Origin of the sequence: Chitinophaga sp. CB10, from assembly GCA_001870995.2 — a bacterium.
Lineage (GTDB): Bacteria > Bacteroidota > Bacteroidia > Chitinophagales > Chitinophagaceae > Chitinophaga.
Genome location: MLAV02000002.1, coordinates 166,998 through 191,959 on the forward strand (window position 1 = coordinate 166,998; position 24,962 = coordinate 191,959).

The window sequence follows — 24,962 nt, forward strand, 5'->3', positions numbered from 1 at the left end:
CAGTTCCGAAGAACCGCCCAATTTGGTAAGTTTGAGTTACCACACTTAAAATTACCATGGGCGAAAATAAAAGTTTTTCCGGACAGCCGGTATTATCTCAAATATTAGATGTAATACCCAGTGCTATAATCCATGCGGCAAACAGAAAGCATCAATCAAACCGTTATTATAAGCGCTTACCCTTGCGGGTTCATTTGGTAAGCCTTCTGTATGGGGTGTTCAGTTACTGTAACGGGCTGCGGGAGCTATGCGAGGGGCTGTTGGCCTGTGAGGGCAAGTTGTCCCACCTGGGTTTGGATAAAGCGCCAGCCCGCAGTACGCTCTCGGATGCGAATAATAAACGCAGCTACCAGGTCTTTGAAACGATTTATTACGGATTGCTCCGGCAGTATCATAGTTTTATCTCGGACAGCCGGTTAAAGGGTTTAAGTATACGGAACCTGAAGATCATAGACAGTACGACTATTCAACTTTTCTGTGAGTTACTTCGGGGTGTTGGTCGTAACCGGCTGGACGGAGGCAGGAAGAAAGGCGGTATAAAGGTTCACGCCATGCTGGACGCTTTTAGTGGGGTAACGGAGTTTGTTCGCATGACAGAAGCCCGGGAACATGACCGGAAATTCCTGTACCACCTGAAATTAGCGGCTAATAGCTGGCTGGTGTTCGACAAGGCATACAATGTATATCATCAGTTTGCCAAATGGACAACCCAAAAGGTTTGGTTTGTAACCCGGATGAAGGATAATGCAGATTTTCACATTACTAAAGTATTGGTGGATAAAACCAAAAAGAAGAATGTCAAAGGTGTGCTCAAAGAGCAATACATCACCGTAGGGGTAAAACAGAACGGAAAAGAGGTGGGGCGTCTAAAGCTTAGGCGCATCACTTTTAAAACAGCGGAAGGAAAGGTTTATGTGTTCATCACCAATAATTTTACCTTACCGGCACCCCAGATAGCTACCATTTACAAGAACCGCTGGATGATAGAATTGCTTTTTAAACAGATCAAGCAGAATTTTCCTTTGCGCTATTTCTGGGGAGAAAGCCCCAATGCAGTCAAAATGCAGGTCTATTGCGTGCTGATCGCTCAATTACTGATGGTGGTCATCAGAAAGAAAGCTGCCACGAAAAAATCTTTTGCTAATATGATCACCGTTATAAGATTACACCTGACAAGCTATGTTGGACTGATGGAATTTATTAAAGACACATATAAAGCATGGAGAAAAAAACACAATGCATCATCGCTTGCCTTTTCACCGTAATAAAGGAGGGGAGCTTCCCCCCATTTTGAAACAATCAAATTTTAGGCTGTAATCCTTATCAGAAAGGGATTACAGCCATTTTTAACCCGATTTTTGTCGGACAATAATGATTTTTTTCATTAATTTGTGGACTGATTTATGAAAAACCGCCCGAACCTATGAAATATCCTCAGGCAAAATGTTTCAGGACATTGTTGTTACTGATAGTGTTATTAGTTGGAGGAAAGCTCTATGCCCAGCAGGCTAACTTCACTTACACTACTTCCCCGGCATCATTGTGCGCACCTGTTACAGTTACATTACAGAACACGACCACCGGCTCGCCGGTAATGTACACCTGGGATTTTGGGGACGGCCGTACTTCGCATGACTTAAATCCGCAAATTACCTATACCACCGGCGGCGTGAAACGTATTACCCTTACGGCAAAATATTATAACACGGAAAGCAGCTACTATAAGGAATTTACAGTAGCGGCTACGCCTGTTCCTGATTTCCGGGCAGACGTTACCCAAAGCTGTAAAGTGTACACGGCTAACTTCACGGACCTCACGCCGGATGGCGCCGTACGCACCTGGACTTTCGGAGATGGCAGCGCACCCGTGACCACTACCAGCGCCACGGTAGCGCATACCTATTCCAAAGCAGGCAAGTTTGACGTGACGTTGAAAGTCGCTAACGCCAACGGCTGTACGCAGCAGGTTACCAAAGCCTCCTACATCAATATTTCCCTGCCGGAAGTAACGCTCAGCGCCCCGGTATCCGGCTGCGTGCCTTACCAGGCAGCGCTTACCGCCACTTCCACCAACACCATTAACGACCCGGTAACCGGTTATACCTGGGAGTTTGGAGATGGCGTAACGCAAAACGGCAATGCTTCCGTTACACATACTTATACGCAAACCGGTACTTACCCGGTCACGCTTACGGTGAATACCAGCAGCGGCTGCGTCATCAAAAAAACGTTCGACAGGCAGGTACGCACAGGTAATCCGCCTGGCAACGTGAGCTTCACGGCCGCGCCGCTGGTGGCCTGCACCGGGGAGCCGGTGCGGCTGATCGCCAACGCGCAGTATGCGGATACCTATAGCTGGGACTTTGGCGATGGCGCCACCCAGGAAACCACTTCCAATGATATCCGCCATAGCTTCAACGCCAACGGCAACCTGAGCATACAAATGAAAGCCGGCAGCAACGGCTGTTACACTGCGGCAACGCCGGTGGCGGTTACCATCAACGGGCCGGTATCTTCTTTTAGTTTTGTGCGTAACTGCAATAAAAAAAGCGAATTCAGTTTCACCAATACCAGTACCAATACCACGGCCAGCAGTACTTACCAGTGGGACTTCGGGGACAACAGCCCTGTTGAAACAGGCCGGGATGCGGTACATACCTATACTACTCCCGGCAAATACACCGTACGCCTCACCGTACAGGACAACGGCGGCGCCTGCACGCACAGCAGCTTCCAGACGGTGTATTATTTCAACGCGGATTTCACCACAGGAGTAAGCGCTATTTGCCGGGGCAGCAATGCCACCTACGAGGTGCTGAACGTGCCCCTGGAACTGGTGGCCGGCTACACCTGGAACTTCGGAGACGGCACTACGCAGCAGACTAACGCGCAAAGCTATACGAAAAACTGGCCGGCTGCCGGCACTTACGATGACCAGCTGACCATTCATTACAACCACCCCGCCTATTGCGACGATGTGGTGAGGAAAACCGGGAACATAAGCATATTGGCGCCGGCGGCCAACTTCGACCTTTCCGGAGGCGCTTGCGCCGGACAGCCGGTGAGTTTCCGCAACACGTCCGTGACATCTCCCAATATCCCCCTTACCAACTGGCAATGGGACCTGGGGAACGGACTGGCGTCCGCCTCGCAAACGCCGCCGGCCACCAAATACAGCGCCAGCGGCAGCTATAACGTGAAGCTGGTAATCACGGACGCCCGTAATTGTATGGATAGTATCACGAAAGCCGTAACGATCAACCCGGCGCCGTTCCTGAAGGTAACGGCTACCAATCCGAAAATCTGCGAGGGCGCAGGCACTACGCTGACCGCTATTACAGACGGGAATGTGCAATGGCTTACGACGGACAATATCAGCTGCATCTATTGCACCACGCCGGTGGTATCTCCCCCGGCCTCTAAAAAATACCTGGCGGAAGCTACTAACGCCTACGGCTGTACGATGCGGGATTCCCTGGACGTAACCGTAGTGCCCAAGCCTAACCTCACGGTGGCTGCCAGCGATATCATCGTCTGCTATGGCAGCAGCACCAAGTTACAGGCTTCCGGCGCCGCGTATTATAACTGGACGCCGGTGGATGGGCTCACCAATAATAAAATTGCGGACCCTATCAGCACGCCCACAGCGGATATCACGTACCAGGTAACCGGCGCCAACGACCCGATGTGCCCTGCCAGCACGCCGGTAACAGTGAAGGTAAGCGTGAAGCCCACACCGGAAGTAAATGCCGGCAAGGACCAGACAATTTCCGTAGGAACCGCCACCACGCTGATGGCTACCGGCTCCCTGGATGTGGTGAAATGGGAATGGTCCCCGGCGGACTACCTCAGCCATCCTAACAGTCCGGTTACGATAGCCACCGTGCGCAAACCAATGACCTACAGCATTACCGGCACTAACCGATACGGCTGTACGAAAACTGATGTCATGGAAGTGAACCTGGTCTGCGGCAGCGATGCCATCTTTATTCCAAACAGCTTCAGTCCCAATGGAGACGGCGTAAACGATGTGTTCTATCCCCGCGGGAAAGGCATCAGTTTCGTGAAGTCGCTGCGCGTATTCAACCGCTGGGGGCAGGAAGTGTACCACCGCGAAAAATTTAATACAGACGATATCAGCAAGGGCTGGGATGGCTACTTCAAAGGCCAGCCGCAGTCCGCCGACGTGTACATTTATTTTCTGGAAGCTTATTGCGACACGAACGAGCTGTTGCAGCTGAAAGGCAATTTAACATTACTGAGATAACATCATAACCTGGATACATGAAACACCTGTACCGACTACTCCTGCTTTCCTGCATGGCCCTCTATGGATCGGGCGCCATGGCGCAGGACATCCATTTATCGCAATTCTACGAAACGCCCATCCTTCGTAATCCGGCGCTGATAGGGATTTTCAATGGAGATGTGCGGGTCCAGGCGGTGTACCGCAACCAGTGGAACCAGGTGACCATTCCTTACCAGACGGGTACTTTGAGCGGGGAGATCAAATTCCCGGTGGGTAACGCCAACGACTATCTGACGACCGGGCTGCAGCTGACCTACGACCGGGCAGGTACCAGCCGGCTGCAATCTACCCAGATCATGCCTGCCATCAACTACCATAAATCCCTCAATGCGGACAAGGCCAGCTTCCTTTCCCTGGGCTTTATGGGCGGCTTTGTGCAGCGGCAGTTTGACCCGGCGCATATGACGTTCGATAACCAGTACACCGGCGGCCGCTTTAATCCGTCCATGCCTACCGGGGAAGAGGGTAAACTGGCGCTGCGCGGCTACAGCTACCTGGATGCCGGCGTGGGCCTGAGCTATAACAGTGTGATCGGGGAAGAGGTGAATTATTATCTCGGGGTAGGGTATTTCCATTTCAACAGCCCGAAGGTTTCTTTTTATAACGACAAGTCCATCATGCTGAACACCAAGCTCACCTTCAACGCGGGCATTTCCATCCCGCTGGAAGAGCGGGTGAAACTGGTGGCGGAATACAACCAGCTGCACCAGGGCAGCTACTCCGAGTACATCGGCGGGGCCATGCTGCGGTATGCGCTGATGGACCAGGGGCTGGAATCGACCCGGGGCATTTTCGGCGGCCTCTTCCTCCGCTGGAACGATGCGTTGATCCCTACGGTAAAGCTCGATATGGATAAGTATGAATTGGGGATGAGTTACGACGCCAATATCTCCAAATTGAGGACGGCGAGCCAGAGTTTCGGGGGCTTTGAAATTTCACTGGTGTTTAAAGGCTTCCTTAACAGCCGCAACAGTACGCTGGAGAGTGTGAATTGCCCAAGATTTTAAACGCGGGAACGAATTGAGCGTCAAAAGATTGTGCAGGCAGCCGAAAATTTCCGTTAAAATTTACATAAAAACGAGAAAAAAGCTAACAAAATGGCGCTGGATTTGTTAAATTTACATAGAGGTGTGCACTAGAGATCGTGTGATTTATCAATCAAAAAAAGTTAATATATTTGAAAATAATTTTATCTTTATAGCACTATGTTAAAATCCTCTACCCTCATTTTATCTATGGTTTTTTGCCTGTTCTCGTTGGTGAGCAGCGCTCAGACCGACAAATCCCAGCCGGCAACGGACGGGGGTAGTAAAATTGTCAGACTGTATCCGAACCCCGCTACCTCCGCTATCAACTTCGAAATTCAGCAACAACATAATAACGAGCGTTTATACGATCTTATTGTATATAATTTCCTGGGAAAGAAAATTGACCAGTTGAAATCCATTGGTCAGCGTACAACGGTGAACCTGGATAATTATTACAGCGGGCTGTATATTTACCAGCTGAGGGACAGAAGGGGGAACCTGGTAGAATCCGGGAAGTTCAATGTAGTGAAATAGCGATAAACCTTAACGATATTAAAAAGCCGGTCCTACATGGACCGGCTTTTTCTTTACCCTTTTACATACATGTCCGACGTGGGCCATAAGATAGTTCGGTTTGCTAACCTCCTGTAAGGTACTAACCGATGGCGCCATCAGCCGGCAGTGGCAATATGCTTATTGTACTTCTACAATCAGGAATTTCAGGTAAGTCGTATTCTCGATATTCCAGAGGATCGGGTGATCCTGGGCCTGCGTCTGGAAGGTAACCTGGCGCAGTTTCTTTTTAGCGTCCTTGGCGGCCATATCGATAATTTCCAGGAAGAGGCTGGGCGGCACCAGGTTGGTGCAGGAAGCCGTTACGAGGAAACCGCCTGGCTTCAGGAGCTTCATCCCGCGGAGGTTGATCTCCTTATAGCCGGTGATGGCTTTCTGGATGTTTTCCCTGCTTTTGGTAAAGGCCGGCGGATCGAGGATAACTACGTCGAATTTCTTCTCCTCGCGGGTCCATTGCTTCAGCTGGTCGAACGCGTTTACTGCCTGGAACTTACAGATATCCTGCAGGTTGTTCAGCTCCGCATTGCGGCGGGCGGTGTTCACGGCATGTTCTGAAATATCCAGTCCCATTACGCTTTTAGCGCCATAGTATCCGGCATGGCAGGAGAAGGTACCGGTATAGCAGAATGCTTCCAGTACATCGGCGCCTTTTACGATATGCTGGATAGCGCGGCGGTTGTCCTGCTGGTCCAGGAAGTAGCCGGTTTTCTGCCCATTGACGATATCCACATGGAATTTGAGCCCGTTTTCGTTGATGATCACGTTGGTGTCAAACGGCGCGCTGAGGAAGCCTTTCTGCTGCTCCAACCCTTCCAGTTCCCGCACCGGCACATCGTTCCGCTCGTAAATACCTTTAGGTGAGAAGATGCGGTTCAGCGCATCCACGATAGCCCCTTTCCATTTATCCATCCCCAGTGCCAGCGTCTGGATCACCAGGTAATCGTTGAATTTATCGATGATGAGGGCCGGCATTTCATCCGCCTCCCCAAATACAAGGCGGCAGTTTTCCACATAGCCGATCTTTTTGCGGTATTCCCAGCATTTCAGGAGCCTGCGGTAGAAAAACTCATCGTTGATCTCTTCGGATTTATCACGGGTGAGCAGGCGTACCAGTATCTGGGACTGGGGGTTGATGTAACCGCGGCCCACAAAATGGCCCTGGTGCGTGAAAACATCCACGATGTCGCCGGCGTTTACCGGCCCGTCGATCTCTCCCACTTCGTTCCCGAAAACCCAGGGATGGCCCTGCAAAACCCTGTTTTGTATCTTTTTCTTTAAAAAAACTTTAGTCATTTATCGCAATTCGAGGTGCAAAGGTAAGAAATAGGCAGCAGCCATTATCATGCATTACCCGTTCAATGTCAATTTGTCGCCAAATCACCCCTTGGCAAAATAATTGACAACGTATCTTTGCAGACAATCATTACAATTATGACAGAAAAAGAAAAAGACATGCATCAAGAGGAAATTAACAATACCGACAATGAGAACAGCATGCCAGATATTAACGCTGATGAGAATATGAGTGGAACTTCGCATATGAATAATGAGTTGGAAGAAGTTGGTGACCTGGAGAAAAAAGACCAGGAAATCAAAGAGCTGCGCGATAAATATCTCCGTTTGCAGGCTGAATTCGACAATTTCCGCAAACGTACTGCCAAAGAAAAATTAGAACTGATGCAAACTGCCGGCAAGGATGTTATCATATCTTTGCTGGATGTACTGGACGATAGCGAACGCGCTTCCAAACAAATGGAAACAGCCACCGAGCTACAGGCCGTGAAAGACGGTTCCCAGCTGGTTTTCAATAAACTGAAAAACTCCCTGTTCTCAAAAGGTCTGAAAGAAATGGAGGCCTTACACCAACCTTTCGATCCGGACCTGCACGACGCCATCACTGAAATCCCTGCCCCTGCACCGGACCTCGCAGGTAAAGTGCTGGACGTGCTGCAGAAAGGCTACTATATGAATGACAAATTGATACGTCACGCGAAAGTGGTAGTAGGTAAATAAATGACGATGTGGCATAAGCCAGGTCTATTACTATGCTGACAACTGACGGATTTATTATATTTTTTAACAGCACCAAAAACTCCATACCAATGGAGTTATAAGTTTTTTATATAATGTCTACCAAAAGAGATTATTACGAAGTCCTTGTTGTGTCGAAAACGGCTTCGCAGGATGAGATTAAAAAGGCTTACCGCAAAGTAGCCATGCAATATCACCCGGACCGTAATCCCAACAATAAAGAGGCAGAAGAGAAATTCAAGGAAGCCGCTGAAGCATACGAGGTGCTGAGCGACCCGGACAAGCGCGCGCAGTACGACCGCTTCGGGCACGCCGGCATGAACGGTAACCGCGGTGGATTTGGTGGCGGCGGTATGAATATGGACGACATATTCTCCAACTTCGGTGACATTTTCGGTGATGATATCTTCGGCTCCTTCTTCGGAGGAGGCAGGCAAGGCGGCGGCCCGGGACGCCGTGGCAGAGGTACCCGCGGTTCCAACCTGCGCGTGAAAATCAAACTCACCTACGAAGAAATCGCTAAAGGCGCCAATAAAAAGATCAAGGTCAAAAAATACGTGTCCTGCCAGCATTGCGGCGGCCTCGGTGCGAAAGACAAAAACTCTTTCCAGACCTGTAACACCTGCGGTGGCTCCGGTCAGGTAAGAAAAGTAACTTCCACCTTCCTCGGCCAGATGCAGACCGTGACCACCTGCCCTAACTGCCACGGCGAAGGTCAGATCATTACCAGCAAATGTAACCACTGTAAAGGCGAAGGCCGCATGTATGGCGAAGAAACCGTCAGCATCGACATCCCTGCAGGCGTGGCGGAAGGCATGCAGCTCAGCATGAGCGGCAAAGGCAACGCCGGCGAAAGAGGCGGCGCCCCCGGCGATCTCCTCATCCTCATCGAAGAGGAACCGCATCCGGAACTGCAGCGCGATGGCCTCAACGTAGCCTACGACCTGCACATCTCCTTCCCGGACGCAGTATTCGGCACCTCCGTAGAAGTGCCCACCATCGACGGTAAGGCTAAAATCAAGATCCCTGCCGGCACACAAAGCGGTAAAATCTTCCGCCTGAAAGGAAAAGGCTTCCCATCCGTTAACTCCTACGACCGCGGCGATCAGCTCATCCAGGTAAACGTATGGACGCCTCAAAACCTGACCAGCGAAGAAAAAGATATGATCGATAAACTCAACGCTTCCGAAAACTTTAAACCGAACCCGGAAAAATCTGAAAAAGGTTTTTTCGAAAAGGTGAGAGATATTTTCAGCTGAGCGGAGTAATCAATACACTTTTCTGCAAGGAGAGAAACGGCCCAACAGCCCTTTCTCTCCTTGTTTTTTTCCCGGCCTCCGGCCCCGGCCCAAATCCATAGCACCATGACTGATAAAATGCAGATGTTCGAAAACCGGTTGACCAAAGTACACCGGCATATTTCCAAACTGGCCCGCCGCCAGCATATCACCTGCTACCGTATATACGACGACGATATCCCTGAATTCCCGTTCAGTATTGAAATGTATGAGGACTACGTGTACATCGCGGAGTACCACCGCAAACACGGTATGGACGAGGAAACGCATGAAGCCTGGCTGGACGCCTGCCTGGAGCTGATCAGCAAAGTACTGGGCGTTGAACCAGCCAAAATATGGGTAAAACAGCGCCAGCGCAAGGAGAACCGGCAAAGTCAGTATGAAAAGCTCAGCACGGAAAGCCATGAAATGGTAGCCCATGAGGCCGGGCTCAAATTTAAAGTCAACCTGTCCGACTACCTTGATACAGGCCTCTTCCTGGATCACCGCATCACCCGCTCCATGGTGCGGGACGAAGCGAAAGACAAAAAAGTACTCAACCTCTTTTGCTACACCGGTTCCTTCTCCGTTTACGCAGCCGCCGGCGGCGCCGCGGAAGTAACCTCCGTGGACCTTTCAAAAACCTACCTGGCCTGGGCGGAAGAGAATTTCCGCCTCAACGATATCGACCCTTCCAAACACCAGTTCGTACATGCGGACGTACTCCAGTACCTGGATACGCTCAAACTAAACACCTACGACCTGGTGATCATGGACCCGCCTACCTTCAGCAACAGTAAGCGCATGAAGGAATTCCTCGATATCCAGCGGGATCACGTGGTACTGCTCAACAAAGTATTGCTGGCCACGAAAAAAGGCGGGGTGATCTACTTCAGCAACAACTATCGCCGCTTCATCATGGAAAGCGATCAGATAGAAGCCAGCTCCATCAAGGATATTACGGCACAAACCTTACCGTTTGATTTTCAGCAGAAGATGATCCGCCAGTGCTACAGGATCATTAAATAATTGTTTCTCTCCCCATCCGCTACCATGGATGGGCAGCGGCTTTTACTGTTGCTTCCTGGCCAGCTTTACCAGCTTCAAAAACTCCTGCCGGTACCCGCTCTTATCCTTTCCCACGGCGTTTTTCGCCATATGCTCCACCATATCCCAATCACCGCAGCCCCGGTAAGCGGAATTCCGGAGCAGCATACCGAATAAGGCCACGGCCGCTGCGAACCGGTGGTCCGGCGCCGCCTCGTTAAAAGCCGCGCAACCGTTGCCCACCGGCAATTCCTTCTCCTCCGGCGCCTCACTGTATGGCGCGCGGTACGTAACCTTAATATCCGCCAGCAAGGTATCTCCTGCGGCCATGCTATCCGCCGGCAATATTTCATACAGGGCTACGGCGCAATGCCCGCTGCCGATGATGCCGCCGCCGATAGAATCCCTGCCGGCGCCGGCATCCGCCAGCACCTTGTTTTCATAACCGATAAGCCTGTACGATTTTACCGTGCGCGGATTGAAAGTCACCTGCGCTTTCACGTCCTTGGCGATGGTGAATAGCGTGCTGCCGAATTCCTGGGCAAAAATCTTGTTGGCTTCATCTAGGTCGTCCACATAGGCGAAGTTCCCATTGCCTTTCCCCGCCATCACCTTGAGTTTGGAATCCTTATAATTCTTCATTCCTACTCCCAGGCAGGTCAGCAGTACACCGCTTTCCCGGGCGTTGGTAATCAGTTCTTCCATCTCCTCGTCGCTGGAACGCCCCACGTTGAAATCCCCGTCGGTAGCTAGTATCACGCGGTTGTTTCCACCGGGGATGAAGTTTTGGTTTGCTACCTTGTAGGCCATTTTGATGGCTGCCTCGCCGGCGGTAGCCCCGTTGGCGTTGAGGTTATCGATGGCATTGAGGATTTTCTCTTTCTGGTCGCCGGTGGTGGAAGGCAATATCACACTGGGTTCGCTGGCATACGCCACGATGGCGACTCTGTCCTTCGCCCGCAGGTTATTCACCAGCACCCGGAAGGCCGCCTGTAACAGGGGCAGCTTGTTGGAGGCTCCCATGGAGCCGGAAGCATCGATGAGGAATACGAGGTTACTCAGGGGCAGGCTATCCAATTGTACGGCTTTGCCCCGGATGACGATCTGCAACAGGCGGTGCATAGGCTCCCAGGGGCAGCTGGTATAGCAGGCGGAGAGTTTCATGGTTTCACCGTTGCCCGGCAGGGGATAACTGTAATGGAAGTAGTTGATCATCTCCTCGATGCGGACGGCATCTTTGGGCACTTTGGCCTTTTGGCGCAGGAAGCGGCGGATGTTGCTGTAGGAAGCCCTGTCCACATCCACGGCAAAGTTGGAGGCAGGCGCCACGCTGGTGCGCTGGAACTTATTTTCATAGGTAGCGCCGTAGGTTTCATTGAAAAAGGTGTACAAGCCGATACCGGCATTGGTATAATTGGGGTTACTGTTACGGGAGATATTAGCCCTTGCTTTGGCCAGCGCGATGGCATCAGTCGCATTGCGCCGGGGCATAAGCCGTATCAGGAGATACTCGCCGGGCCTGGCGTAAATGATCCGGGTATCGTAGCCTTCCAGTTCAAATTTAAGCCGGATCAGCGGTTTGGAGGCCGCGATGCGAAACAGGCCATAGCTGTTCGTTACCGCCATGGCGGTATCATTCATAACGCTGACGGCTACACCGCTCAGGGGTTTATGGGCGGTACTGTCTTCCACTGCCCCGGAAATCCATGCGGTTTGCGCGCTGGCGAGGTTACAGCAGCAGACCAGCAGCAAAAGCAACTTTCGCATGGATTAAATTAAAAATTTCTGCTGACAAATCCATGGGGGTCTATGGTCCGGCGCATAAAAAAAGCCTGGTTTTCGGGTAAAAACCAGGCTTTTCAGGCATTTTTGGCGTACTACTCTACCAGCTGGTAGATTTCCGGCAGGTTACGGCCCAGGCCATCATAGTCGAGCCCATAACCCAGGAGGAATTTATTGGGTACGGAAAATCCGAGGTAATCGATCTTGATCGGATGCACCATAGCATCCGGCTTGGTGAGCAGGGAAGCTACCAGCAGTTGTTTGGGTTGCTGGTGTTCCAGCTGTGGTAAAAACTGGCTTAAAGTTTTACCGGTATCCACAATATCCTCCAGGATCACAACGGTACGGTTATAGAGGTCTTCATCCAAACCGATGGCCTGCACTACGTTGCCGGTGGATTTGGTGCCTTTATAGGAGGCCAGTTTGATAAAGGATATCTCTGCATCGATGTTGATATGTTTAAACATATCCGCAGCGAACATAAAAGAACCATTCAGGATAGCAATAAACAAAGGGCGCTCCCCTTTCAGATCATGATTGATCTGGGTGGCCATTTCCTTGATACGCTGCTGCAGATCCGCAGCATTGATATAAGGTTGAAACTGTTTGTCATGCACTGTGATTACCGACATAAATACTCATTTCCAATTTAACAAATAAAAGCACGAAAAGATGGGTGCTTTACTTTCCCACAAGCAGGCGCTGTCCGATCTTAATATCGTAGCCCTGCAAATTATTCCATTCCTGTAACTGGGTTACAGTTTTGTTGTACAATTTAGCGATGCCGTACAGTGTTTCCTTTGGCTGTACTTCGTGGTACAGTTGTCCGCCGGACTTTACGGGAGCGGGCGCGGTCCGCACAGGCGCCGGCGCTGGCCCTGCCGGCGCGGGCTTAGGCATGGCGGCCTTCGCCGGTACGCTGGTTGCTTCATTATTTTCCGGCTCCGCTACAACGGGCACCGGCACGCCGCCTGGTTTGGAAGGCGGAATGGAAGCCACGCCGCCGGTAGCGGGTTTGGACATTTCCTCTTTAATTTCTTTCACCATTTTACCCGGCGAAAAATCTTCCGGCTCTTCTTCTTCCTCTTTCAAAATGCGGGTAGCTTTTGCCAGTACAGGCGTTTTGGATGCGTAGCCGTTAAGCGCCAGCTGCTGGCCGGCGGCCGCTTCTTCGCCATCGTGCAGTTTATTCCTGCGGCGCAGCCATTTTAGCTGGATGCCTTCCGCCTGCGCCACGTCGTGGGTGGTTTCACCACCGGCTACTACGTGGTAATCCTTACTACCCCGTTTGGATTTTTTTTGCAGGAAGATGAGCATATCTTTCTTCAGCGGCGCGTCGTTCGGAAGATCGTTAAAGCGTACGAGTTTGCTCAGCCGTATATCGCGCTGGCTCGCTAATGCAATCAGCGATGTTCCGGCTTTTGCGTAAATCACTTTGCGGCCGTTGATCTCAAATACTCCTTTCGGATAGCTGCCTGCCGGCCTGGAAGGCTTCGCAGGGCGGGAAGCGGTGCTGTTGTTATAGGAAGGCGCTGAAGAGGAATTGTTGTTATTCACCGGGCGGGGCTTCGGATTCACCACCGTGCCGGCGATAGCGGCATTTTCAGCGGCTACCGCTTCCGGGGATAATTTACCCAGGGCAATCAGCGAGTAGCGTTGCAGGTTATTGTCTTCAATCACCTTGATGAGCTGCTGCGGATAGGATTTATTGGTCGCGTAACCGGCCTGTTTGAGGCCATAGGCCCAGGATTTATAGTCCTCCCCGTCAAACTGGAAGAGGAAGCCGTAGCGGGGATTGTTACGCAGGAAGTCGGAATGGTCCCGGTAGGACTCTTCCGCGGAATCGTACACACGAAAGCATTCCTGCGCCTCGTCGTCATCGTATTTTATGGTTTTGCCCGTCCAGGTATTTTTACATTTAATACCGAAGTGGTTGTTGGACTGCTGGCAAAGGGTACCGTTGCCGGACTGGGTTTCCACCACGCCCTGGGCCAGCGTTATGGCAGCAGGCACGCCGGAGCGGCGTTGCTCATCGATAGCCAGCTGGTAGTAGGTGGCTATGTATTGCTGGGTGGTAATTCTCTGCGCCTTCACCAGCAATGCGGAGCCAAGTAGAAAACAGACCACCAACAAGAATTTTCTTACTTGCATGTATGTTAGAATTTAATGGGCGTAATTCATTGTGATGCCTACTTCTTCCTGATCAACAGCACGCCATCACGGATAGTCAATAGTACCTGTTCTGCGCGGTCGTCTGCGAGTACTTTTTCGCAGAAGCGCACCATTGCTTTGGCCTGGCTGCCTCTTTCATTTTCGGGCAACAGTACCTGGCCGTGGTACAACACATTGTCTGCCAGGATAAAACCGCCGGGCCGGAGTTTATCCCAAACCTGGTCGTAATAATGTTCGTATCCTGCTTTATCGGCGTCGATGAATACCAGGTCAAACACCTCGTCCAGCGAGTCGATGACGGCAGCTGCCTTACCGATATGCAGGCGGATCCTGTCCGCATTCCCCGTAGCCTCCCAGTATTTACGACAGAGTGTTTCCAGCTCTTCATTCACATCTACCGTATGTAAAATACCGCCCGGCTGCAGCCCCTGCGCCAGGCAGATGGCGGAATAACCGGTGTAGGTACCCAGTTCGAGTACACGCATGGGGCGTATCATGTGACTGATCATACTCAGCAACTGCCCCTGTACATGGCCGCTTAACATATGCGGCTGCTCCACTTTCAGATAGGTTTCCCTGTGTAATTTGTATAACAACTCACTTTCAGGGGTGGTGTATTTTTCTGAAAATTGCTCCACTGCTACCGGTATCAGCTCCATATATAAAATTTCTGCAAAGCTAAAGAAAACCCCTAAGCTTTGAACACCAGGCGATAAATACTAAACGCCCCGGTATAGCAGTTTATGCGTATCCGGGGCGTTTAAATGGGCAATTATGGCTTGTTTTATCAGAAATTTGGCCGGAGTTTGTTGGTGGTGTAGAATACCCTGAAGTACTCCACCACTTCATCGGCAGTATCAAACAGCTGCAACAGGTCGAGGTCAGCCGGGTTGATATTGCTTTCCTTTTCCATCATCGTGGTGCGGATCCATTCCAGCAGCCCGCTCCAATACTCGCGCCCTACCAGTACCATCGGCGTTTCTTCCATTTTTTTGGTCTGGATCAGGGTGGCTACTTCAAAAAATTCGTCCATGGTACCGAAGCCGCCGGGCATCATTACGAAGCCCTGGGAATACTTGGTGAACATCACTTTGCGGACGAAGAAGTAATCGAAATTGAGCCGCTTGTCGTTATCAATGTATGGATTAGGATATTGCTCATGTGGCAGCGTGATATTGGCGCCTACCGACTTCCCGCCGGCGCGCTGGGCGCCTTTGTTGGCCGCTTCCATTACGCCGGGGCCTCCGCCGGTAATGATACCGAAGCCTTCTTCCGCGAGGCGGAAGGCGATTTCCTCGGAGAGCTCATAGTAGCGGTTACCCGGCTTGGTACGCGCGGAACCGAATATGGAGATGCAGGGGCCAATTTTCGCGAGAGATTCAAAACCATCGACGAATTCCGCCATGATCTTAAAGATTTGCCAACTTGAATGCGCTCGTGTTTCTGTCCAATCCCTTTCCTTTAAATTCTTTAATCTATCATTCATGCGTAATCATTTATGCCAGGCTCAATTTAGGGATTTTTGGGGAAAGGTGTGAGATTTTTGGTGGGCGGTGCAATTGACTATCTTGTCCTGCAAAGCGCGCCGCGGGTGCAAAAGCCAGGCATCCCCGGTGCGCTTTGCCGCCTACCCCCACAAAAAAAGCAGGTAACTCAAAAGAAACCTGCTTTCCATTTAACACGTTATGAACGTGCAGCAAAGCTCTTCATACTATGCTGCAGAAACGTTGCAAAGCTGGCTATTTTTTCATAACGGTTAATAGGGGCTTAAATTATTGCATATTTAGGCAATAACCTAATTTTAGTTTTACGTATATACACTAAGTATAGAAAGGGGAATGCCCCCGGGCGGGCGATCAGCACACGCCGCAGGAGCATTCACTTGTTACAATTGTTCACCGCTCTACCGGTAGCGGCCTGTTACAATCTCTTCCGCCAGGCCAAAGGAGAGCGTCATACCGGCCCCGCCGAGACCATTGACGATGGTCACATCCTTTTCAGGGGAGTACACCAGCTCCGTTTGCCCGTTTTTCAGTTTGGGATAAATGCCATGCCATTGCTCCTGTATGGTATAATCAGGGGCCTGCAGGAATGTATGCATGTATTTGAGAATGAGGTCATTGATAAAGGCCTTGTCAAACGGTTCAAAGTCAGGGCCGTACTCATGGGAATCCCCGATGGTCAGCTCCCCGGCGCCGTTTTGCGACACCAGCAGGTGAATACCCCATTGCACATACTCCGGCATTTCCGCTTCCACGCGTTTTCGTACAGCCTCCAGCGTGGTACAGCTGTTAAACGAAGCGTAATGGAGCAGGGTAAGGCCAGCGCAGAGCGCGGGGCCCAGCTGCCAGTTGCCCGGCTGCGGCACGGTGCGCATCATCTGGAGCTTGCATTTGGTGAGAAAGGATTTGGAAAATTCCGCCGGGTACAGGGTTTCAAAATCCGCCCCGCTGCATACGTACACCTGGTCCACCTTCCAGCGTTCGTCCCTTGTTTCGATATAAGGCATACTGATGCCATTCACGGCCGTTCCGAAACGTACCGTTACCTGCATGGCCTCTTCCAGGTATTTGGCGATGGCGGCGCTGGCCTGGCGGGGGTTTACGGTCATTTCCGTATCGCTCCACATGGCCCCCAGCAGCCCTTCCTGCTTTACGGCATGGGAGTATTGGGTTATTTTTTGGGGAGACAGGAGCGTACAGGCATAGCCATTGCCCGTAGCCGCGGCCGTGAACTCTTCTAAAACTGCCAGTTCATCCTGGTTGTAGACCAGGTGCAGTGATCCCGTTTGCTGACATTGTAACCCGGTAGCCGCGGCCAGTTCCAGCCAGGTTTTGCGGCTGCTCATGGCGCGGTTGTACATTTTACCGGCCGTCTGGCCTATGGGCCATACCAGCCCGAAGTTGCGTATGGACGCGCTGATGGCCTTACTGTTCCGTTCAAACAGGACAACCTTCCTGCCTTGCCTGGCCAGCTGGTAAGCCATGGCCAAACCTACTATCCCGGCGCCTATTACGGCTACTTCCGCCTGTTGCTGTTGCATGGTGGTAAAAATATTATTAGATGATGTGGAGTAATTCGTCGAGTTGTGCGATCAGGTGGGTATGCGGGCCTTTGGCCAGCTCCTCGCGGGTGTAGGCGCCGGTGGTAACGCCCGCCACTACCGCGCATCCGGCATTGCTGCCTTCTTCCAGGTCGGAAATAGTATCCCCCACTTTGGCTACCTGCGCAATGCTGGGGATTTCCAGCTGCTCCATGAGACGGTAAATCATGTAAGGGTAAGGGCGGCCGTGCGGCACTTCATCGCTGGTGGCCACGGCGTCTACGAGGCCGTTTGCCTGCCAGCCGGTGCGCTGCAGGATCACGTTGGTGATGTCGCGGTCAAAGCCCGTATCCAGCGCCACTTTGATACCCCTTTGCCGCAGCGCCGCGAATACGGCGGTTACGCCTTCTTTTTCACGAACGGCCGGACTGCCGGCATAATGCGCTTTCATATTGTTCACAAATATCTCGTGCAGCCCGCCGATATAGGCGTCGTCGTTATAACGGGGGTGCTGCTTCGCCTGCAACAGGTAACGGATCGCAAAAGGCTTGGCGTAACCCATTACTTCGTTGACTTCTCCTATGGTTACTTCCACGCCGGCGGTCCTTACCGCCTGTTGCAATACCTGCGCTACGTTGGATTCATCGTGCAGGGTGGTGCCTGCAATATCAAAAACAGCTAACTGTATTCCCATCTGGCTTTGTTTATAATTACCACGCAAAGGTAGTATAGATACTAAAATAAAGTTTAGCCTTTATAAACATTTAACACAGGGTTAATTTAACCCTTTTCCGGATGGAAATATACCGGCGACTAGAAGCCTAAGCCAACGCCGGCCCTGTAAATCAGTTGATTATTGTAAGGAGAGCGATTGTCCTGCAGGACGTCGTACATAACGGCGAAGCTGATGCCTACCCTGCCGCCAACGCCTTGCGTATAGCCGGCGCCGAGGAGCAGGCTGGGAACGCCGTAGGTGGATTTATAAACAGATTTATCCCCGAGGTTGGGCACATCGTAGAGGGTACTTTTTTCAGAGATGCCGTTGTATTCCGGCTGCACATGCACAAACAGCTGGGGGATCGGATATACGCGGCCCCATACGCCACCGCCGAAGATGCCGTAGGTATTGCGCTCAGTGGTCACGTCGTAAAGATCGCGGTAGCGGATCTGGCCGTACTGCGCATTCACGTTGATACCGGCAGCGATATAGTCATTGAACCGGTAGCCTACCAGGGGACTGATATTCACATTGGTATAATCGCCGAAAACGGCGCCGATGGAGCCTCCCAGGATCAGGCGATTGGGGTCAAAGCCTTTTTGCGCGGGTGCGGGCGACTGTGCAGGGGGCTGGCGGCGGGTAGGGTCAGTTTGATAGTATTGGGCATTTACCGACTGTATGCCGGCCACTAAAAGCAAACCCAAAAGCAGTTTCTTCATATATCGGTATTTAACAGTCAAATATTTTTCCTCTGTTGAGGATATTATTGGGATCAAATATCTGTTTTATTTGCCGCATAATATGCAGGGAGGTATTATCAAACACGATGTCCAAATAATTCTTCTGTACGAGGCCAATACCGTGTTCGCCGGAAATGGTTCCCTTCAAATCCTTCACCAGCCGGAATATTTCGCGGATGCCTTCCGTAAGCGTACCATTCCACTGTTCCTCTGTGAGGTTGCCGCGGATGATGTTCACATGCAGATTTCCGTCTCCGGCATGACCGTAGCATACGGAATGAAATCCATACTTACGGCCTATTTCCTTGACGCCTTTCAGCAATACGGGCAGCTCGGCCCTTGGCACCACTGTATCTTCCTCCTTATAAACAGAATTCGCCTTTACGGCCTCCGCTACGCGGCGGCGGAGTTTCCAGAGTTCTTCCTTCTGCGTGGAATCCTCTGCGAACAATATCTCGCCGATATCGTACCCTTCCACGATGCCGGCAATGCCTTCCATTTCCTGCATCAGTACTTCCGGGTAGTTTCCATCCACTTCAATCAGCAGATGCGCCTGGATATCGTCCTCAATTTTCACGGTAGACGCATCTACAAAGCGCGTTACCCACAGCAGCGCATCGCGCTCCATGAACTCCATGGCGCTGGGAGTATAGCCCGCTCTGAAAATCGCGCTCACGGCGGCGCAGGCGCTTTCCGCAGAGCGGAACGGCACCAGCATCAGCAGGTCGTATTTAGGGAGCGGAATGAGGCGCAATACAATTTTGGTCACAATGCCGAGGGTGCCTTCGCTGCCAACCACCAGCTGGGTGAGGTTATAACCGGTGGAATTCTTCAGCACATTCGCCCCCGTCCAGATCACTTCCCCGGAGGGCAGCACCAGTTCCAGGTTCAGCACGTAATCCTTTACCACGCCGTACTTCACGGCTTTTGGGCCACCGGAGTTTTCGGCAATATTTCCCCCGATGAAGCAGGTACCCCTGCTGCTGGGGTCAGGCGGATAAAAGAGCCCTTTTTCCTTCACGGCATTCTGCAGCACTTCCGTGATCACGCCCGGTTCCGTGGTGACCTGCAGGTTTCTTTCATCTATTTCTATAATCCTGTTAAATCTTTCCATGGAGAGGAGTACGCCGCCCAGCTGGGGCAGTGCGCCGCCACTCAGGCCGGTACCGCCGCCACGGGGAGTAACGGGCAGCAGTTCCCGTTGACAGAGCTGCATAATTTTGCTTACCTGTTCGGTGGTTTCCGGCTTCACCACTACTTCCGGGAGGAAGTGTAAATCTTCGGTTTCGTCCTGTGCATAGCGGTTCAGGCTCTCCTCATCCACCAGCACGTTCTTATCTCCTGCTATTTCCCGTAATGCCGCTATATGCGCGGCAGTTACCTTATTCAATGTGGTCATGTAACAAAAGTAATCAATAAGCAGAAAATTTAGAACGAAGGGCAGAAGGTAGACCGTACCGCATCGGTAAAGGCGCGGTTGCGGTATAAGCCGGTGTAGATGATGCCGATTTCATAAGCCCCTCTGCGACTGTTGGCAGCGGATAGCTGGGAGGTGGTTACATCGTAGCTGAACATGAGTTTGACCGTACTTAACTGGTAGCCCACCATGAAAATGGCCGCATCGTTACCACGGTAGTAGATACCGCCGTAGGCCTGCTGGGAACCGTCGCCGGAAACGTTGTACGCCGCATTCATCCCCACTGCATACTCCTGTGTGTTCGCCTGCTTGCTGAAGTACGCGCCGGGGTTGATGATCACCATGTCGCTCACCTTGATGCTGCCATTCAGGAAGCCGATGTAGCGGCGCGGCACGGTGTTATCCGTATCATAAAACGTTTCCCGGGGTTTATTCACATGATGCACGGAGAAGCCCGCGTTGAGGTAAATATTATCCGTAGGGAAGTAGGCATAGTTCATACCTACCTGCAAATCAAAATAGTTGGTACTGGATGCGTTGATGGGTTCCGCGGTTGGCACCCGCGCATCGAAGAACTTACCATTCCACTGGTCGCCGAATACGAGCTTGGTGATATCTACCCGCTTATTCGCCGTACCGGCATTGAAACCCAGGGACAATAAGCTGCTGTTGCCCAACAGCTGGTGATAGGCGATGGAGCCGTATGCTTTGGTGGAGGATAGGTTGCCGGCGCCGGCCACATCCCGGAGGATCACGCCGCCGAGTCCTACCCAGCCGTATTCCAGCCGGTCCCGGAACAATTGCCAGTCCCCAAAGACGGACATGGTTTTATAAGGCACCGGGATGGAAGTCCACTGATCGCGATAATTTACCCCGATGCGGTAGTTGCCATCCGGGATAAACCCTGTATTGGCAGGGTTGGTGGTCAATGGAGAGTTGAAGAACTGCGAAAAATGCAGGTCCTGCGCATATCCATTCAATCCGGCGGTTAACAACAGGAACATGCCTGCTGCGATTTTAACTAGCTGCTTCATGGGTCATCATCTTAACAAGGTTACACTTCCCTGACGGTTACCTTTGGTACCATCGTTAAATTCTATACTCACTACGTATGCATAAGCATCCATAGGCATTATTTCTCCTTTAAACTTACCATCCCATCCCTGCCTGAAATCGTTGGTTTCAAATATCAGTTGTCCCCAGCGACTGAATATCTTCAGGTTGAACTTAGCCACAGCAAATGCCTTAACGTAAAACACATCGTTCACGCCATCGTTGTTGGGTGAAAATGCATTCGGCACATCGAACAACGGCATGACTATCGCATTCACATCCTTACAGGTGGTATGGGCGCAACCTTCCGGATTGGAGGCAGTTAAGCAGACGGTAAAGGTACCGGTGGCATTGAACTGATGTACCGGGTTGGGCACGGAAGTAGTATCCCCGTCTCCAAAATTCCAGAGGTAAGACTGCGCGCCTGTACTCATATTCGTAAAGGTTACGGGCGTATTTTCGATGGCTTTGGTAGGCGTAAACTCAAAGTCCGCCACCGGCAACGGCGCTACCAGCACCTGCTGCACAATACTGTCCTTTTCGTTACAGGTAGTGAGGTCCGTTGCTACCAGTTTGATATCGTAAATACCCGGCGTTTTAAACGTATGCAGCGGATAAGGATCGGTGGATTGGGAATGATCGTCCCCAAACGTCCAGAGGAAGGTTTGACCACCGAGGGTGGTATTATCCAGCTTGATGGTTTCGCCGACGCAAACCGTATCCGGCATTTCAAACTGCGCTTTAACGTTTACGGCTACACGCAGCGGCAGGTTCAGCACTTCCGGCGCGTTACAGAAATTCGTATCCCGGAGCATGAGCGATACGTTGTATAAGCCTGGTCCGGGGTAGGTATGCTTGAACGGGAAGGTAGGCGGATTCTGTAGTACATATACCGCAGGCCCATCCCCATAATTGAAGATGAAGGAACTATCCCGGAATGCGCCGGAGCCGGGGTTGGAGTTGTTCAGGAACTCGTATGCCAGCGCTTCGCAGGGTTTCAGGCGGTTGGCCACCAGGTCCAGCGTGGCCCTGTTGGTACCCAGTTTAACGGTGATATAAGCCGTGTCTGCGCCGTTACACGTGCTGGCGTCCGCCTTGATGAGCCGCACCAGGTAGGTGCCTACATTGGTATAAGTATGCGTGACCGTATCCCTTGCATTGCCGGTAACTTCCGGGCTGCCGTCGCCAAAATCCCAGCGGTACAGGGAAGTATTGACATATACCTGTGTGGTATCAATGAAGGTAATGGTTTCCGGTACGCAGTAATTCGTTTTTCTTTCCAGCGTTTTGATGCCGGCCTTTACGCCATCGAGGTTGAAAGCGATTTTGAGCGCGCCGTAGTTGCAGGAGCGTGGCGGCGTGCTGCTGTATGCTCCCGGCGTAGTGGGGTATCGGGGGCGGGAGTCGCTACCGGTCTGGCACCAGGCGCAAATACCCTGGTAAATGATCCCGTTCCTGTCGAACCGGCTGGTACCGCCATCCACATGCTCAAACAAACCGGCGCCGCCGAAGTAGCTGCCAAAGAGGATATCCGTTACATCTTTCTGCAACACGATGAAATAGAAATCCATACCATCGGTAATGTTCTGCAGGGGATTTTTCAACGGCAATCCGCCGGTACCGGAGTTGGGATAACCTTCCGCCGGGTTGATACCGCCGCCCCATCCGGATACGTACACGTTTTCGCAACGGTCTACCAGGAAGGCGGTAGGACTGATGGAAGGCAGCCTGGAAGCCGTTCTTGGCTTACCAAACGTGGTTGAATATACGATATCGGATAAGTTGGGTTGGTACTTCATGATGAACTGCGCGGAGTTCTGGTTAAAGAACCTGGTAGTGCCGGCAGGTTGTTTGATCGGCCATACGCCTTCCGTGGTGCCGGTCACATATACGTAACCGTTATTGTCCATCTGGATGCCGTAGATCTGATCGGCCTGTCCGTCCGTAGAACCCACGTAGGTAGCCTGTAAAATAGAAGAGCCATCGCTGGCAATATGCGCGATAAATCCATCGCAGGCGCCGCCGGAGAAGGTAGCGCCCGGAACAGAGCTGGTTACTTTAAAATCATCGCTGTTGGTGCCGCCTGCCACGTAGAGGGATTGCAGGTCGTTCAACGCAATCACGAAGGCAGCATCGTCGCCCCTGCCACCGAGGTAGGAAGCCCATACCACATCCTGGCACATGGGGTTGATCTTGAGCACAACGCCATCCTGGCTGCCGCCGTGGGAGGTCTGGAAGACCCCGCCGGTAGCGGGAAAATCGCTGGAGCGGGTACAGCTGGCCACGTAGATGTAACCGGCTGCGTCCACTACTACTTCGCTGCGGGCATCGTCCCCATAGTTGCGCAGCAGCCCGGTGGCGCCGCCTGCGCGCTGATCGCGCATGTTCACGCCGTCATCCGCAGAGCCGCCGATTACGAGGGAGCCTACCATGCTGCCCCCATCTGCGGACAACATGGAAACCGCTATGTCCCATCCGCCGCGTTTGCCGATTAACTTATCCATGGGGTAATTGGAGGATTTGGTTCTCCCCGAGATCACCAACTGTTTATTCTTATTTACAAAGAGGGAATGGGGTTGCTCTGCGCCGCTGCCGCCTACGAAAGTACAATACACGAGGCCTGTGCCATTGGGTGTGAACTTCTGGATGGCGATGTCGATTTCGCCGCCGCCGTAGGAGGTTTGATACGCGCCGTTGGTAACGGGGAAATCGCGCCCGAATACTATACCGCCCCCGTAAAAGAAGCCGTCATCATCGTAGGTAGCGGTAAAGCCCCAGTTATCAGAGCGGGAGCCGGAAACAGTGGAAAACACGTACACCGGGTCGATGATGAGGTCGTAATCCTTATTGTAGGAACCATTGATTTTGAAACCTACTTTGTTACCGCTGAGTTTATAGCTAACCTTTACGGATACACGCTCGCCGTTTACGTATTGATAAGCGTAGGGCAACTGTTCTGTCACATCGCCTACGCTGGTGTGGATGATCAGTTGTCCTTTTTTGATTTCCATGCCGGTGGCGCCTTCGTAGTTGAGCAGGATTTCATCCGGGTTGCCGCCGGGGTGCACAATCATGTCGTACTTCAGCTTTGATGCTTCGGAGTACACATGTGCGTCAATATTTTTGTAGAGGGAGATATAATTCACTCCCTGGTAAGAGGCTACGTGAGAGGCCCACCTGGAGCGGTCGCCAATGAGGTAATTGTTATAGAATTCCTGTTTTTTTTCAGGTTCCAGTAAAACGTTGGGGTTCGCATTCACGAAAGACACGGTGTATGCGTGGTTGCGGACGGCAGGCATCGCCGTGGGGAAAGGCTCCTTGCGGTCGACCGTGCCCACTACTTTATCGCCCACGTATTTACGGTCGTTAACATAAAGTGTATCGTTCTTATGCACATGCCCGTGAATGAATTCCTCTACCTTGTCCAGGTCGTCCGGATGCTGGAGTACGAAGCGGAAGCCATCTTTGAGGAGGAATACGGCCGCAGCTTCCAGGTCGGACTTATAGCGTACCTGCGGGTCCCATTGGCCTTTGTTCTCCGCGAAATTCAGCGGGGCATAATTAGTCAGACCAGTTGTCTGCTGCGCCCTGGTGGAGGCGGAGAGCAACAAGAGGATAATCGTTCCAACAAATCCGATCGGGAGGGTAAATTTCAACGGGATAAGATTTTTAATTATCTGAAAAAACTAATATACTACTATAAACGCACAAGCCTGTCCATTTGTTACGGCATCATACACAATAACTTACGCACTCATAAGGGTTTTGCCGT

General features: G+C 51.7%; 19 protein-coding genes. 7 read left to right on the plus strand and 12 right to left on the minus strand.

Annotated features, from left to right (window positions below):
* Nucleotides 1-56: 56 nt before the first annotated feature.
* The 4 genes from BOC67_RS03985 to BOC67_RS04000 all read left to right on the plus strand — a co-directional run bounded on the left by BOC67_RS03985 (nt 57) and on the right by BOC67_RS04000 (nt 5,871).
* Entirely contained in the window at nt 57-1,265 is a 1,209-nt protein-coding gene (locus tag BOC67_RS03985; RefSeq protein WP_291907574.1) for an IS4 family transposase, read from the plus strand.
* A gap of 158 nt (nt 1,266-1,423) precedes the next feature.
* Nucleotides 1,424-4,267: a PKD domain-containing protein gene (locus BOC67_RS03990; protein WP_291907577.1), complete on the plus strand. Its 2,844-nt coding sequence runs from the start codon at nt 1,424-1,426 to the stop codon at nt 4,265-4,267.
* Nucleotides 4,268-4,284: 17 nt separating this feature from the next.
* Complete coding sequence (locus tag BOC67_RS03995) at nt 4,285-5,316, plus strand: PorP/SprF family type IX secretion system membrane protein (RefSeq protein ID WP_291907580.1); 1,032 nt, start codon at nt 4,285-4,287, stop codon at nt 5,314-5,316.
* A 198-nt stretch (nt 5,317-5,514) separates the two neighbouring features.
* Nucleotides 5,515-5,871: a T9SS type A sorting domain-containing protein gene (locus BOC67_RS04000; RefSeq protein ID WP_291907582.1), complete on the plus strand. Its 357-nt coding sequence runs from the start codon at nt 5,515-5,517 to the stop codon at nt 5,869-5,871.
* Between the two features lie 159 nt (nt 5,872-6,030).
* On the opposite strand, the gene BOC67_RS04005 is transcribed toward BOC67_RS04000, so the two are convergent.
* Nucleotides 6,031-7,203 carry a class I SAM-dependent rRNA methyltransferase gene (locus tag BOC67_RS04005; protein WP_291907585.1) on the minus strand — a complete coding sequence of 391 codons (1,173 nt, stop codon included), beginning with the start codon at nt 7,201-7,203 and terminating at the stop codon, nt 6,031-6,033.
* 159 nt (nt 7,204-7,362) lie between these two features.
* On the opposite strand from BOC67_RS04005, the gene BOC67_RS04010 reads away from it, so the two are divergent.
* From BOC67_RS04010 to BOC67_RS04020, 3 genes are all read left to right on the plus strand, one after another.
* Nucleotides 7,363-7,923, plus strand: coding sequence for a nucleotide exchange factor GrpE (locus BOC67_RS04010; RefSeq protein WP_291907588.1), 561 nt, complete (start codon nt 7,363-7,365; stop codon nt 7,921-7,923).
* A 113-nt stretch (nt 7,924-8,036) separates the two neighbouring features.
* Nucleotides 8,037-9,200, plus strand: coding sequence for a molecular chaperone DnaJ (gene dnaJ, locus BOC67_RS04015; protein WP_291907590.1), 1,164 nt, complete (start codon nt 8,037-8,039; stop codon nt 9,198-9,200).
* A 105-nt stretch (nt 9,201-9,305) separates the two neighbouring features.
* Nucleotides 9,306-10,247, plus strand: a complete 942-nt coding sequence (locus BOC67_RS04020) for a class I SAM-dependent methyltransferase (protein WP_291907593.1) — start codon at nt 9,306-9,308, stop codon at nt 10,245-10,247.
* 42 nt (nt 10,248-10,289) lie between these two features.
* On the opposite strand, the gene BOC67_RS04025 is transcribed toward BOC67_RS04020, so the two are convergent.
* From BOC67_RS04025 to BOC67_RS04075, 11 genes are all read right to left on the minus strand, one after another.
* Nucleotides 10,290-12,032, minus strand: a complete 1,743-nt coding sequence (locus tag BOC67_RS04025) for a von Willebrand factor type A domain-containing protein (RefSeq protein WP_291907596.1) — start codon at nt 12,030-12,032, stop codon at nt 10,290-10,292.
* 110 nt (nt 12,033-12,142) lie between these two features.
* A complete protein-coding gene (hpt, locus tag BOC67_RS04030) occupies nt 12,143-12,679 on the minus strand; it encodes a hypoxanthine phosphoribosyltransferase (RefSeq protein ID WP_291907599.1) in 537 nt (178 codons plus the stop codon).
* 49 nt (nt 12,680-12,728) lie between these two features.
* Nucleotides 12,729-14,198 carry a glucosaminidase domain-containing protein gene (locus BOC67_RS04035; RefSeq protein WP_291907604.1) on the minus strand — a complete coding sequence of 490 codons (1,470 nt, stop codon included), beginning with the start codon at nt 14,196-14,198 and terminating at the stop codon, nt 12,729-12,731.
* Nucleotides 14,199-14,236: 38 nt separating this feature from the next.
* The gene (locus BOC67_RS04040; protein WP_291907607.1) at nt 14,237-14,878 is read right to left on the minus strand and encodes an O-methyltransferase; all 642 of its coding nucleotides are present in this window, start codon (nt 14,876-14,878) and stop codon (nt 14,237-14,239) included.
* A gap of 128 nt (nt 14,879-15,006) precedes the next feature.
* The gene (locus BOC67_RS04045) at nt 15,007-15,624 is read right to left on the minus strand and encodes a TIGR00730 family Rossman fold protein (RefSeq protein ID WP_291907610.1); all 618 of its coding nucleotides are present in this window, start codon (nt 15,622-15,624) and stop codon (nt 15,007-15,009) included.
* A 498-nt stretch (nt 15,625-16,122) separates the two neighbouring features.
* Nucleotides 16,123-17,262 (minus strand): TIGR03364 family FAD-dependent oxidoreductase, encoded by a 1,140-nt coding sequence (locus BOC67_RS04050; RefSeq protein WP_291907612.1) that lies wholly within the window; start codon nt 17,260-17,262, stop codon nt 16,123-16,125.
* 16 nt (nt 17,263-17,278) lie between these two features.
* A complete protein-coding gene (locus BOC67_RS04055) occupies nt 17,279-17,956 on the minus strand; it encodes an HAD family hydrolase (RefSeq protein ID WP_291907615.1) in 678 nt (225 codons plus the stop codon).
* 119 nt (nt 17,957-18,075) lie between these two features.
* Nucleotides 18,076-18,699, minus strand: a complete 624-nt coding sequence (locus BOC67_RS04060; protein WP_291907618.1) for a hypothetical protein — start codon at nt 18,697-18,699, stop codon at nt 18,076-18,078.
* Nucleotides 18,700-18,709: 10 nt separating this feature from the next.
* Nucleotides 18,710-20,119: an FAD-linked oxidase C-terminal domain-containing protein gene (locus tag BOC67_RS04065; protein WP_291907621.1), complete on the minus strand. Its 1,410-nt coding sequence runs from the start codon at nt 20,117-20,119 to the stop codon at nt 18,710-18,712.
* A 29-nt stretch (nt 20,120-20,148) separates the two neighbouring features.
* Nucleotides 20,149-21,171 carry a PorP/SprF family type IX secretion system membrane protein gene (locus tag BOC67_RS04070; RefSeq protein WP_291907624.1) on the minus strand — a complete coding sequence of 341 codons (1,023 nt, stop codon included), beginning with the start codon at nt 21,169-21,171 and terminating at the stop codon, nt 20,149-20,151.
* Between the two features lie 6 nt (nt 21,172-21,177).
* A complete protein-coding gene (locus BOC67_RS04075) occupies nt 21,178-24,846 on the minus strand; it encodes a PKD domain-containing protein (protein ID WP_291907627.1) in 3,669 nt (1,222 codons plus the stop codon).
* Nucleotides 24,847-24,962: the final 116 nt, after the last annotated feature.

Bases quoted from the DNA above. Each gene is read 5' to 3' on its own strand.
- BOC67_RS04065 (WP_291907621.1), bottom strand. From the start codon at position 20,119: ATGACCACATTGAATAAGGTAACTGCCGCGCATATAGCGGCATTACGG.
- BOC67_RS04060 (WP_291907618.1), bottom strand. From the start codon at position 18,699: ATGAAGAAACTGCTTTTGGGTTTGCTTTTAGTGGCCGGCATACAGTCG.
- BOC67_RS03995 (WP_291907580.1), top strand. From the start codon at position 4,285: ATGAAACACCTGTACCGACTACTCCTGCTTTCCTGCATGGCCCTCTAT.
- hpt (WP_291907599.1), bottom strand. From the start codon at position 12,679: ATGTCGGTAATCACAGTGCATGACAAACAGTTTCAACCTTATATCAAT.
- BOC67_RS04050 (WP_291907612.1), bottom strand. From the start codon at position 17,262: ATGCAACAGCAACAGGCGGAAGTAGCCGTAATAGGCGCCGGGATAGTA.
- BOC67_RS04020 (WP_291907593.1), top strand. From the start codon at position 9,306: ATGACTGATAAAATGCAGATGTTCGAAAACCGGTTGACCAAAGTACAC.
- BOC67_RS04035 (WP_291907604.1), bottom strand. From the start codon at position 14,198: ATGCAAGTAAGAAAATTCTTGTTGGTGGTCTGTTTTCTACTTGGCTCC.
- BOC67_RS03985 (WP_291907574.1), top strand. From the start codon at position 57: ATGGGCGAAAATAAAAGTTTTTCCGGACAGCCGGTATTATCTCAAATA.
- BOC67_RS04005 (WP_291907585.1), bottom strand. From the start codon at position 7,203: ATGACTAAAGTTTTTTTAAAGAAAAAGATACAAAACAGGGTTTTGCAG.
- BOC67_RS04010 (WP_291907588.1), top strand. From the start codon at position 7,363: ATGCATCAAGAGGAAATTAACAATACCGACAATGAGAACAGCATGCCA.
- BOC67_RS04000 (WP_291907582.1), top strand. From the start codon at position 5,515: ATGTTAAAATCCTCTACCCTCATTTTATCTATGGTTTTTTGCCTGTTC.
- dnaJ (WP_291907590.1), top strand. From the start codon at position 8,037: ATGTCTACCAAAAGAGATTATTACGAAGTCCTTGTTGTGTCGAAAACG.
- BOC67_RS04055 (WP_291907615.1), bottom strand. From the start codon at position 17,956: ATGGGAATACAGTTAGCTGTTTTTGATATTGCAGGCACCACCCTGCAC.
- BOC67_RS04025 (WP_291907596.1), bottom strand. From the start codon at position 12,032: ATGCGAAAGTTGCTTTTGCTGCTGGTCTGCTGCTGTAACCTCGCCAGC.
- BOC67_RS04045 (WP_291907610.1), bottom strand. From the start codon at position 15,624: ATGGCGGAATTCGTCGATGGTTTTGAATCTCTCGCGAAAATTGGCCCC.
- BOC67_RS04040 (WP_291907607.1), bottom strand. From the start codon at position 14,878: ATGGAGCTGATACCGGTAGCAGTGGAGCAATTTTCAGAAAAATACACC.
- BOC67_RS03990 (WP_291907577.1), top strand. From the start codon at position 1,424: ATGAAATATCCTCAGGCAAAATGTTTCAGGACATTGTTGTTACTGATA.
- BOC67_RS04070 (WP_291907624.1), bottom strand. From the start codon at position 21,171: ATGAAGCAGCTAGTTAAAATCGCAGCAGGCATGTTCCTGTTGTTAACC.